This is a genomic window from Sphingomonas sp. (genome assembly GCF_035758555.1).
Classification (GTDB): domain Bacteria; phylum Pseudomonadota; class Alphaproteobacteria; order Sphingomonadales; family Sphingomonadaceae; genus Sphingomonas_B.
Window position 1 is genome coordinate 25,584 of sequence record NZ_DASTXI010000115.1, and the last position, 9,550, is coordinate 35,133.

Annotated in this window: 15 protein-coding genes; 3 read left to right on the plus strand and 12 right to left on the minus strand. The window is 66.6% G+C overall.

Annotation, left to right across the window (positions count from 1 at the left end):
• Positions 1 to 7 precede the first annotated feature (7 nt).
• Complete coding sequence (locus VFT73_RS07130; RefSeq protein WP_326409510.1) at positions 8 to 739, plus strand: RNA polymerase sigma factor FliA; 732 nt, start codon at positions 8 to 10, stop codon at positions 737 to 739.
• Here the strand turns inward: VFT73_RS07130 and VFT73_RS07135 are convergent.
• The 3 genes from VFT73_RS07135 to VFT73_RS07145 all read right to left on the minus strand — a co-directional run bounded on the left by VFT73_RS07135 (position 736) and on the right by VFT73_RS07145 (position 2,961).
• Complete coding sequence (locus VFT73_RS07135) at positions 736 to 1,659, minus strand: alpha/beta hydrolase (RefSeq protein ID WP_326409512.1); 924 nt, start codon at positions 1,657 to 1,659, stop codon at positions 736 to 738. The two genes, VFT73_RS07130 and VFT73_RS07135, sit on opposite strands and share 4 nt — an antisense overlap.
• Positions 1,660 to 1,777: 118 nt before the next feature.
• Positions 1,778 to 2,674 (minus strand): pirin family protein, encoded by an 897-nt coding sequence (locus VFT73_RS07140; protein WP_326409513.1) that lies wholly within the window; start codon positions 2,672 to 2,674, stop codon positions 1,778 to 1,780.
• On the minus strand, positions 2,674 to 2,961 hold the full coding sequence (locus VFT73_RS07145) for a BolA family protein (protein WP_326409515.1): 288 nt from the start codon (positions 2,959 to 2,961) through the stop codon (positions 2,674 to 2,676). The genes VFT73_RS07140 and VFT73_RS07145 overlap by 1 nt, the downstream gene beginning before the upstream one ends.
• A gap of 33 nt (positions 2,962 to 2,994) precedes the next feature.
• Between VFT73_RS07145 and VFT73_RS07150 the strand changes: the two genes are divergently transcribed.
• Complete coding sequence (locus tag VFT73_RS07150; protein WP_326409516.1) at positions 2,995 to 3,591, plus strand: J domain-containing protein; 597 nt, start codon at positions 2,995 to 2,997, stop codon at positions 3,589 to 3,591.
• A gap of 21 nt (positions 3,592 to 3,612) precedes the next feature.
• Here the strand turns inward: VFT73_RS07150 and VFT73_RS07155 are convergent, their stop codons facing one another.
• From VFT73_RS07155 to VFT73_RS07195, 9 genes are all read right to left on the minus strand, one after another.
• Positions 3,613 to 4,215 (minus strand): SRPBCC domain-containing protein, encoded by a 603-nt coding sequence (locus tag VFT73_RS07155; protein WP_326409517.1) that lies wholly within the window; start codon positions 4,213 to 4,215, stop codon positions 3,613 to 3,615.
• 11 nt (positions 4,216 to 4,226) lie between these two features.
• Positions 4,227 to 4,643, minus strand: coding sequence for a glyoxalase/bleomycin resistance/extradiol dioxygenase family protein (locus VFT73_RS07160; RefSeq protein ID WP_326409519.1), 417 nt, complete (start codon positions 4,641 to 4,643; stop codon positions 4,227 to 4,229).
• 16 nt (positions 4,644 to 4,659) lie between these two features.
• On the minus strand, positions 4,660 to 5,316 hold the full coding sequence (locus VFT73_RS07165; protein WP_326409520.1) for a glutathione S-transferase family protein: 657 nt from the start codon (positions 5,314 to 5,316) through the stop codon (positions 4,660 to 4,662).
• Positions 5,313 to 5,795 (minus strand): VOC family protein, encoded by a 483-nt coding sequence (locus VFT73_RS07170; RefSeq protein ID WP_326409521.1) that lies wholly within the window; start codon positions 5,793 to 5,795, stop codon positions 5,313 to 5,315. Before VFT73_RS07170 ends, VFT73_RS07165 begins: the two co-directional genes overlap by 4 nt.
• Positions 5,796 to 5,818: 23 nt before the next feature.
• Positions 5,819 to 6,232, minus strand: a complete 414-nt coding sequence (locus tag VFT73_RS07175) for a DoxX family protein (protein ID WP_326409522.1) — start codon at positions 6,230 to 6,232, stop codon at positions 5,819 to 5,821.
• A 115-nt stretch (positions 6,233 to 6,347) separates the two neighbouring features.
• On the minus strand, positions 6,348 to 7,076 hold the full coding sequence (locus VFT73_RS07180; RefSeq protein WP_326409523.1) for a DUF1428 domain-containing protein: 729 nt from the start codon (positions 7,074 to 7,076) through the stop codon (positions 6,348 to 6,350).
• Positions 7,073 to 7,750: a glutathione S-transferase family protein gene (locus VFT73_RS07185; protein ID WP_326409525.1), complete on the minus strand. Its 678-nt coding sequence runs from the start codon at positions 7,748 to 7,750 to the stop codon at positions 7,073 to 7,075. The genes VFT73_RS07180 and VFT73_RS07185 overlap by 4 nt, the downstream gene beginning before the upstream one ends.
• 24 nt (positions 7,751 to 7,774) lie before the next feature.
• Positions 7,775 to 8,203, minus strand: coding sequence for a VOC family protein (locus VFT73_RS07190; protein WP_326409527.1), 429 nt, complete (start codon positions 8,201 to 8,203; stop codon positions 7,775 to 7,777).
• Positions 8,204 to 8,223: 20 nt separating this feature from the next.
• Positions 8,224 to 8,943, minus strand: coding sequence for a DUF899 family protein (locus VFT73_RS07195; protein ID WP_326409528.1), 720 nt, complete (start codon positions 8,941 to 8,943; stop codon positions 8,224 to 8,226).
• A 100-nt stretch (positions 8,944 to 9,043) separates the two neighbouring features.
• Between VFT73_RS07195 and VFT73_RS07200 the strand changes: the two genes are divergently transcribed.
• The coding region (locus VFT73_RS07200) for a helix-turn-helix domain-containing protein (protein ID WP_326409529.1) at positions 9,044 to 9,550 on the plus strand (507 nt) is incomplete at its 3' end.

Consider the following 9,550-nt stretch of genomic DNA (forward strand, 5'->3'; position numbering starts at 1 on the left):
AAAAATAATGGCTGCGCAACCGCTTGTATCCCCCACCTACACCCGCACCGGAGCCGGCGCGGCGAACGAGGCGCTGATCCGCGAGCATATGCCGCTGGTCCGCCGCATCGCCTGGCACGTGCACGGCTCCGTCTCCAGCTCGGTCGAGGTCGAGGATCTGGTGCAGACCGGGCTCGTCGCGCTGGTCGAGGCAGCCGGTTCGTTCGAGGACCGCGGGCAGGTCACTTTCGCCCAATATCTCGGCACCCGCATCCGTGGCGCGATGATCGACGAGCTCAGGCGCCAGGCGACGATCACCCGCGGTGCGATGCGGCGCCGGCGCGAGATCGCCGAGGCGGAATCGGCGCTCTCCGTCCAGCTCGGCCGTGCGCCGAGCGACGAGGAGGTCGCCTTCCAGCTGGGCGTGCCGACCGAGCGGCTGCGGCAGGAGCGCGACGCCGCCCAGCCGATCCGGTTCGAACCCATCGACGGCGTCTACACCGACGACAGCCCCTGGTTCATGAGCGACGACCCGAACCCGTTCGAGCTGCTCGAAAGCGAGGATCTGCGCCAGGCGCTGATCGAGGCGATCGGCCGCCTCTCCGAACGCGAGGCGCAGGTGATCCAGCTCTACTACGTGGAGGAACTGAACCTCGAGGAGATCGGCCAGGTGCTCGGCGTCGGCGCCGCGCGGGTGTGCCAGATCAAGAAATCGGCGCACGACCGGCTGAAGAAAGCGCTGGAGCAGCGGATCGGCTAGGCTTCGTCCAGCTGCAGCGCGGCGGTCAGCGGCTTCTCCTTCAGGAACTGCCGGATCGCCGCGTTCACGTCGTCCGGCGCTTCCCAGGTGACGAAATGGCCGGCGTCGACCTCGTCCACCGTCAGGTCGTCGACATAGGCGGAAAGGCCGTCCAGCTGCACGGGCAGCAGCGCCGTGTCGCGCATCCCCCAGATCACCAGCACCGGCATCTTCAGCGACGGGAAAGGCGCGTCGAGGAACGCCGGCCGCTCGACCTGCTCGCCGATCGCCGGCACCTCGATGGCGGATGCCCGATACCAGTTCAGCATCGCCGTGAACGCGCCGGGCGTGCGCCACTGGTCGAGATAGACCTCCTTCTCTTCCTCGCTCAGCAGCTTCGCGTCGGCGGTGCGCATGAAGCTGACCTCGAAGAATTTCTCCATGCCCACCGCGCCCAGCTTGGTCTCGAACGCCGGGTCGCGGAAGGCGCGGATATATTGGGACGCGGCGCGCTGTTCGGGGTCGTCGATCAGCGTGCGCTGGAAGAGGAACGGGTGCGGCGCATTGGCGATGATCAGCCGCGCGATGCGGTCCGGATGCCGCAGCGCCGCCATCCAGGCGATCGCGCCGCCCCAATCATGGCCGACCAGCGTGAACTGCTCCAGCTCCAGCGCGTCCGCAAGCGCGATCAGATCGTCGACCGGCTTGTCCGGCGCATAGTCCTCGACCCTGGGAGGTTTCGACGATCCGGCATAGCCGCGCTGATCGGGCGCCACGACGAAATAGTCGTCGCACAGCGCCGCGAGCTGGTGCCGCCACGTCCGGTGCGATTCGGGAAAGCCGTGCAGGAAGATCAGCGCCTCGCCGTCACGCGGGCCGCCCATCGTCACATCGAGATCGACGCCCGTCGGCAAGTGAAAGCGTTGCTGCTGCAGGGTCATTGTCTATGGCCTCCCTTCCTGATCCCGTTTGCTTCGAGCGCCGTCGAGAAGCGCAGGTTTCGCTGCAACGGTTTCTCGACTGCGCTCGAAACGAACGGGGCGAGAGATTGTCGCAACTCTACGGATATGAAACCGTAATCGGCACCTCGGGCAATGGAATAAACTCGCCTTCGTCCCCCGGCACCGTCGGAAACCGGCCTTCTTTCCAGTCGTGCTTCGCCTGGTTGATCCGGTCGCGGCTCGAGGAAACGAAATTCCACCAGACGTGGCGCGGCGTCGCGAACGCCTCGCCGCCCAGCAGCATCACGCGGGCACCGGCTTCACTGCGCAGCGTCATCGGCACGCCGGGTTTCAGCAGGTAAAGCGTGTAGAGATCGAGCGGCTCGCCATCGAGGCTGGCATCGCCAAGCGCGACCAGCACGGCCCGCTCGTCCGCCGCCGCGTCGATCGGCACTGACGCGCCTGGGTCGAGATTGATGTCCGCGTAGATCGTGTCGGCATAGCAGGTGGTGGGAGCGGAGCGGCCCCAGAGCGAGCCCATGATCACGCGGGCAGTAGCGCCGCCGCCTTCCACGCTCGGCAGAGCGTCCGCGGCGACATGTTCGAAGGCCGGGTCGATATCCTCGCGCCCGTCGGGCAGCGCCAGCCAGGTCTGCATGCCCGACATGATCGCGCCGCCGTCCCGCTGGTCGGCCGGCGAGCGCTCCGAATGAACGATGCCGCGTCCGGCTGTCATCAGATTGACCGCGCCCGGCTCGATCCGCGCGCGGGTGCCGAGTGAATCGCGATGGTCGATGGCGCCGCCGAACAGATAGGTGACGGTCGCCAGGTTGATGTGCGGATGCGGCCGCACGTCCATCCCGGTGCCCGGCGCGAGCTGCGCAGGGCCGAACTGGTCGACGAAAATGAACGGGCCGACCATCGTCCTGGGCCTGGACGGAAGGGTCCGCCGCACCTTGAAACCGCCGAGATCGTGGGTCGTCGGCGTTATAGTGAGGGTGAAAAGGTCGGTCATCAGGCTTCTCCAGGTGCCTTCGTCACCATCGCCAGCGCGTGGACGCGGTCGCGCAGCAGCTCGGCAAGCGCGGCATTGACCATGCGCTGGCGCGCCACGCGATTCCGCCCTTCGAAGGCGGCGCTGACGACCCTTACCGTGAAATGGCTCTCGCCGCGCGGGTCGTGGCCGGCATGGCCGCGGTGCTTTTCGCTGTCGTCGATCACTTCCAGCCGCTCGGGCCGAAGCGCATCCCGCAGCCGTTTTTCGATTTCGGCCGCCACGGGCCCCTTCGCAGTTCCGGTCATCGGCCCCATATACGCGCTTTTGCTCCGGACAGAATGCGCCCTCCCAAGGATCGTCCCAACGCCCGCTTCCACGGCCGTGTCGAGAACGCGGCCGATACCTGCGCGCATCCGGGCTGCGAAGCTCCGGGCGAGTTCCGTGCGCCGCCAAGGAGCGAAGGGCGTAGGGGGGACCGCCCGCCCGAATGGCGCTGGTTCTGCCTCGACCACGTCCGTGAGTTCAACGCAGGGTATAACTTCTTCTCAGGCATGAGCCCGGACCAGATCGAGGCCGCGCAGCGTCCGATGGCTGGCTGGGAGCGCGAGACGCGCGCCTTCGCGCACAGCGGCGCCGACCGGCCGCCGCGCTGGGCCGATTTTGCGGACCCGCTCGATGCGATCGGCGCGCGATTTCGCCAGGCAGCACCCAGGCAGCGCACCGACGGCAAGCCATTGTCTGGCGAGAACCGGCGCGACCTCGATGCGCTCGGCCTTGAGGCCGACGCCGACCGCAAGGCGCTCCGCCAGCGCTACACGGAACTGGTTCACCGCTATCACCCCGACCGCAACGGCGGCGACCGCAGCCACGAAGGCCGGCTGCAGCAGGTGATCGACGCCTATCAGCGGCTCCGGAAGGCACCGGCCTTCGCCTGACCGCCGACAGCGGTTTTGCTTTCAGACCTGCTCGCTCGTCACGAGCCAAGTCGAGGGGCGCCGTCCCGAATTTGTATCAGCGCCCCTCGACTGCGCGCTGCGCGCCTCGCGATAGGCGGGGCTCTCGTTCGGAAAGGCCATGCGCGGGAAATCGCCCGTCACGGCTCGGGCCTCCACCTTGGCCTTTTCGGCAAGCTCCGCCAGCTGTTCGGCGACTTTGCCCCAACCGTCGGCGAAGCCCATCGCCTGGTGCTGCTGCTTGGCGACTTCGGTCCAGTGGCGGGCGCGGCCGGTGTAGCGGGTCTTGCCGTCCTCTTCCTCGAACTCGAAGAAGCCGACCATGAACGGACCCTGCGGCGTCCAGTCGCCTTTGAACGCATCGGTGAAGACGACGCGCTTGCCCGGTACGGCTTCGAGAATGATGCCTTCCATCCGGTTCTCCTCGCCGTTCGGACCGTACATAACAGTCGCCGAACGGCCGCCGGCGCGCAGGTCCCAATCGACTTCGGCGCGCCACGGCTTGGGGCAGAACCATTCGTTGGTCTGCTCGGTAAAGACGCGCCACACCACGTCGATCGGCGCGTCGATCAGGCGCGTGACGGAAAGTTCGAGATCGTCGCTCATCCTCTCCCCCTTCACTTGTTCAACGCATGGGCAATCGACCAGCGATAGCCGAACGGGTCGGTTACCTGGCCATAGCGATCACCCCAGAACATGTCCTGCAGCGCCATGGTCTCGGTCGCGCCGGCCTGCTTCGCGCGATCGAACCAGCGATCGGCATCGTCGACCTGAAGGTGAAGCGTCAGACCCGCCGGCGCGCCTTCGGCCTGGCCGCCGCGATATTCGGGGAAATCATCGTTCAGCATCAGCGAGCTGCCGTTGATGGTCAGATGCGCGTGCATCAGCCTTTTGCCGTCGTCAGCCGGCATCCGCAGCCGCTCGGTCGCGCCGAACGCACGCGTGTAGAAGTCGATCGCCTCGGCCGCGCGGCCTCCCTCGATCGTCAGATGCGGGGTCAGGCCGCTCGTCGGGCCTTGTTCTTCGGTCGCCATATCTCTCTCCTCTCCTTCAATCGCGGTCCGGCGCGCCGAGCGGGAACAGCGGCCGGTAGGGCCGTGCCTCCTCGACGCAGCGGGAAATGGACGGACGGGCGAGCAGCCGCGCCCGATAAGCTCTCAAATTGGCCAAGTCGGCGGGAATGCGGTGGACCCAGTCGGCGTAGAACAGGGCGGGCCCGAAAGCACAGTCGGCCAGGCTGAACTGCCCTGCGGCCGCCCATTCGCGGCTGCCCAGCCAGCTGTCGAGCCAGCGATAGGCGGTTTCCAGCGTCGCCTTCGCCTGGTCGACCTCGACCGAGTCGCGCCGCTCCGGCGGCCGCAAGGCGTCGGCCACGACGCGCTGCATGGTGCCCATCACGTAATTGTCGGAAATCCGGTCGAGCATCCGCACTTCGATCGCCTGCTCGGGATCGTCCGGGATCAGGCGGACGAGGCCCGGGTGATGGAGCTGCAGATGCTCGATGATCGTGCTCGATTCCATGACAGTCCGGCCGTCATCGACCAGCAGCGGGAACTTGCCGACCGGCCACAGCGTGCCGAACCGCGCGCCGTTCTCGGGCTCGTCCGGCCCGAGCGCACGGAAGGTGAAGGGGATGTCGTTCTCGTAAAAGGCGATCAGCGCCTTCCAGGTGTAGGACGAGAACGGGTGGCCGAAGAGCTCCATCATCCTTCACCCGCCGCCGCGCGTTCGATCGTCGCGATGTCGATCTTTCGCATTGTCATCATCGACGCCATCGCCCGCCTGGCGCGCTCCGTGTCCTTGTCGGTGGTCAGCTCAAGGAGCCGCCGGGGCGTGATCTGCCACGATACGCCCCATTTGTCCTTGCACCAGCCGCACGCGCTTTCCTTACCGCCATTGCCGACGATCGCGTTCCACAGCCGGTCGGTCTCTTGCTGGCTGTCGGTCTCGATCATGAACGAGACCGCTTCGGTCTGCGGGAAGATCGGGCCGCCGTTCAGCAGGCAGAAGCGCTGGCCGGCGAGGGTGATGATCGCGGTCAGCACTTGGCCTTCGGGGCCGGACGGCGTGTCGATCGGCGAGCGGTTGATCGAGTCGATCCGGCTGTCCGGCAGCAATGAGACGTAAAATTCCGCGGCTTCCCCGACGCCGCCGTCGAACCAGATGGTGGGGGTGATCTTGGACACAATCTCTCTCCTCGTAGGTGCGATCAGCCGAAGGGCAGCAGGGCGCGGATACGGGCGTCGCGGAGCCACAGACCGCCCCATACGAACAGGCCCAGATAGACTGCGAACAGCGTGTGGGTGACAAGCGGACTGCCGGCACGCAGATGGATGGCGACGGCGCCGCCCAGATAGCCGGTCAGCAGGACGGCACCGAGAAAGCTGGTGCGCCGCAACGCATAAAGCGCGGTGCAGAGAGCCAGGATCGCACCCAGCAGCCGCATGAAGCCGGCATCGGCGGGCAGGCCGAGCGGAGGACTGTTCGCGATCATCAGATCGGGCGCGATCAGCTTCCCGCCCGCGTCCATCGCGAAAAAGAGGATGGCGAGCCCGCTCAGCGCCCGGCCGGCCCAGACCCGATCGTTTCGAACGGGCGTTGCGGTGTCGACGGCAAGGTCCATGGTTTGTCTCCGGATCAGGCGAAGGGCGGGGCGCCGACGACGGCGCTGTGGCCGAGAAGGGCCGCGGCCGTGACCAGATAGGCGGCCAGGGCGACCAGCAGGCTGTGCCGGGCGGTCATGCCGGCACCTTCGCCGTATCGAGAACGGGCTTAAATCCGCCCCAGAACATGCGCGGGCCGGCGAAGGGCATGTCGCCTTCCGGCTTCATCCGTTCGTCCGCCATGAGCTTCTCCCAGCCCGCATCGCGTGCGGCCTTGTCGGGCCATTCGATGAAGGAGAAGACGATTGTCTCGCCGTCCTCCGCCTTCACTGCGCGGTAGAAATCGGTGACTTGCCCCTTCGACACATCATCGGCGATCGACTCGACAACGCGGGTGGCGCCGTGCTCGCGGAAAATGGGTGCAGACTTTGCGGCCATCGCGCGATAGGCGTCGCGCTGCCCCGGCAGCACAGGCACGATCATGCCGTCGACAAAGCCGCCCTTGCCGCTGCCTTCTTCGACAATGGCTTCGAAGCCGCCCACGACCATGCGCTTGCCGTCGAACGGCATCGATGCGCCGATCTCCGCCATGCGCGGGTCGCTCATCATCTTCGCGTTGGCGGCATCGCGCGCGGCCCTGGACGGATATTCGAACCAGGAGAAGACGACGTCCTCGCCGGCCTCGGCATTCACGGCCTTCCGGAAGTCGGTCACCTTGCCTTCGGGCACGTCGCTGCCCCACGCCTCGACATGCCGTTCCACCCCGAATTCGCGCAGGATCGGCGCGACGTCGCTCGCCTGCTTGACATAGGCGTCCCGGTTGCCCGTCGACACGGGCACGATGAATCCCTCGATATAGGTCATGCCGCTTCTCCCTGAGGCTGGTTGGCCGCGTACACGGCGAGCTGGTCGGCGAGCGCCCGCTGAAAGGCGGGCCGCGCCTCGCCCCGCGCGACATAGGCGGCGAGATTGGGGACGCCGGCGACAAGGTCGGTGTGGCGCAGGAAGCGCAGCACCGTGACCATCATCAGGTCGCCGATCGTGAACCGGTCGCCCTGCAGCCAGGGCTTGTCGCCCAGCCGGTCGGAGACGCGCCGGAGCTTCAGCTTGACGAAGTCCTCGGCGCCAGGCCGGCGAAGCTTCGCCCATTCCTCGCCATTGTAGAACAGGTCGATCAGCAGCAGGTTCATCACCGCCGGCTCGACGCTGTTCAGCGCGGCATAGGTCCACTGGATCGCACCGAACCGGCCCTGCGGATCGCGCGGCAACAGCGCCTCGCTCTTTTCGCCGACATATTGGACGATCGCGCCGGTCTCGAAGATGCAGAGGTCGCCGTCCTTCAGGATCGGCACCTGGTCGAACGGCTGCTCCTTCAGATAGTCGGTCGGGCGCTGCTGGCCGAGCAGGCGGACGCGGTAATCGAGTCCCGCTTCTTCGAGCGCCCAGCGGGCGCGCAGGTCGCGCACGACGCCCTGGGCAAAATCGGGCACCCATTCGAACGCTGTGATCTCGATCGATGCGTTGGGATTGACAGGCATGGTTCTTCTCCCTTCTCGTCCGGTTCAGGCCGCCTGGTTCTGCGGCATGGCGGAAAGCGCGGCCTCGACGTCCATCCACATGGGTCCGAAGCCATGGCCGTCCGGATCCTCGAAGGCGCGGCTGTACATGAAGCCCAGATCCTCGGGCGGATGATGCTCGCGCCCGCCTGCGGCGAGCGCCGCCTCCATGATCGCATCCACCTCCGCTCGGCTGTCGAACGACAGCGCGAACAGCGCCTGGCTGACCGCATGGGCATCTGCGATCGGCTTCGACGTGAACCCCTGGTAGAAAGGGTGCGTCAGCAGCATGAAGCTGATCGTGTCGGACCAGACCATCATCGCGGCCTGATCATTGGAGAAGCGCGGGTCCTTTGTGCACCCGATCGCTTCGTAGAAGGCGACCGACCGGTCGAGATTCTCAACCGGCAGGTTCACGAAGACCATCTTCGGCATCTCGTCTCTCCTGGAAAGGATCAGTAGCTGAGCGACGGATACCAGTCGGCGCCGCGGCCCTCGGGCGTCATGTCGAGGACGTTCCAGAGCGGCGTCGGATCGGGCGCAAGGTGCGGATCGAAGCCGGGATCGGCCGTCTCCGCGCCACCCTCGGCTGCCCAGAACAGGCGGACGGCATCGCGGTCGCGCGTCCAGACGAACACGCCCGCGCCCTCGTCGCCGTCGACGACGAGGCGGTAGTCGCGCGCGAAATCCTCGCCGACAGTCTGGTAGAAATTCAGGTGTGTCCAGCCGCGCTCCCGGGCGACGGCGAGCTGCCGCTCGACCGGCGAGCGGCCGATGATCGCGAGCGCGACCCGCTGCTCGATATCGGGCGCGGGGATGTCGAGCGAGCCGACGAACGAGGTGCACATCGGACACGGCCGCTCCCGCTCCGGCCCGAACATCCAGAAATAGGTGAACAGCGTGTCGTGGCGGCCGAACAGGTCTGCCAGCGCCAGCTCGTTCCCGTCCTTGTCGCGAAAGCGATAGTCGCTGGCGGTCGGACCGGGCGGTAGCGCGCGGCGATGCTCCGCGACGCGCTGGATCTGGCGCCGCAGCTCGATTTCCTCGGCCAGCAGCGCCGTGCGCGCGGCCCGATACTCGACGCTTTCGCCCGGCCAGCGCGCCGGATGGGCTTCCGCCATCTCACGCGCGGGCTTCAGCGCCTCCGGCGGCGGCAATGTCGCGGTGTCGGCCATCTCGATCTCCGTTCAGCTGGAGGAGGAGCGAATCACTTCTTGACCTTGATGCGCGGCTCAGTTATTAAAAGCAACTAGGAAGTTACAAAAAAGAACCAAAATGGAGCAGAAGGGTAAGAACCGCTGGTACGACGATGCATGCGGGACCGCGCTCGCGCTGGAGTTCGTGGGTGAGCGTTGGTCGTTGCTGATCATGCGCGAGCTGATGCTGGGTCCGCGCCGCTTTTCGGAATTGCGCGCGACGTTGGGCGGAATCAGCGCGAATATCCTGACGCAGCGTCTCGAAAGCCTCGAAAGCATCGGCATCCTCCGCCGCCGCAAGCTGCCGCCCCCGGCCTCTGTGCAGGTCTATGAGCTTACGCCTTGGGGCTATGAAAGCGAGCCGATCTTCCAGGAAATGGGCCGCTGGGCGACGCGATCGCCGCTGCACGACCCGATGCTGCCGCTGTCGCCGGTTTCCGCGATGCTGTCGCTGCGCACGATGCTTGCGCCCGACCGCGGCGACCTGACGATGACCCTCGCGTTCCGCTTCCCGAACGATGCCTTCGTCGCGCAACTCACGCCCGAGGAGCTGAGGATCGAGCGGGGCGAGACGGACGCTGCCGAC

What these genes read in the sequence shown, in the direction of transcription:
- VFT73_RS07130 (WP_326409510.1), top strand. Translation starts at nt 8, where the DNA reads ATGGCTGCGCAACCGCTTGTATCCCCCACCTACACCCGCACCGGAGCC.
- VFT73_RS07135 (WP_326409512.1), bottom strand. Translation starts at nt 1,659, where the DNA reads ATGACCCTGCAGCAGCAACGCTTTCACTTGCCGACGGGCGTCGATCTC.
- VFT73_RS07140 (WP_326409513.1), bottom strand. Translation starts at nt 2,674, where the DNA reads ATGACCGACCTTTTCACCCTCACTATAACGCCGACGACCCACGATCTC.
- VFT73_RS07145 (WP_326409515.1), bottom strand. Translation starts at nt 2,961, where the DNA reads ATGACCGGAACTGCGAAGGGGCCCGTGGCGGCCGAAATCGAAAAACGG.
- VFT73_RS07150 (WP_326409516.1), top strand. Translation starts at nt 2,995, where the DNA reads ATGCGCCCTCCCAAGGATCGTCCCAACGCCCGCTTCCACGGCCGTGTC.
- VFT73_RS07155 (WP_326409517.1), bottom strand. Translation starts at nt 4,215, where the DNA reads ATGAGCGACGATCTCGAACTTTCCGTCACGCGCCTGATCGACGCGCCG.
- VFT73_RS07160 (WP_326409519.1), bottom strand. Translation starts at nt 4,643, where the DNA reads ATGGCGACCGAAGAACAAGGCCCGACGAGCGGCCTGACCCCGCATCTG.
- VFT73_RS07165 (WP_326409520.1), bottom strand. Translation starts at nt 5,316, where the DNA reads ATGATGGAGCTCTTCGGCCACCCGTTCTCGTCCTACACCTGGAAGGCG.
- VFT73_RS07175 (WP_326409522.1), bottom strand. Translation starts at nt 6,232, where the DNA reads ATGGACCTTGCCGTCGACACCGCAACGCCCGTTCGAAACGATCGGGTC.
- VFT73_RS07180 (WP_326409523.1), bottom strand. Translation starts at nt 7,076, where the DNA reads ATGACCTATATCGAGGGATTCATCGTGCCCGTGTCGACGGGCAACCGG.
- VFT73_RS07185 (WP_326409525.1), bottom strand. Translation starts at nt 7,750, where the DNA reads ATGCCTGTCAATCCCAACGCATCGATCGAGATCACAGCGTTCGAATGG.
- VFT73_RS07190 (WP_326409527.1), bottom strand. Translation starts at nt 8,203, where the DNA reads ATGCCGAAGATGGTCTTCGTGAACCTGCCGGTTGAGAATCTCGACCGG.
- VFT73_RS07195 (WP_326409528.1), bottom strand. Translation starts at nt 8,943, where the DNA reads ATGGCCGACACCGCGACATTGCCGCCGCCGGAGGCGCTGAAGCCCGCG.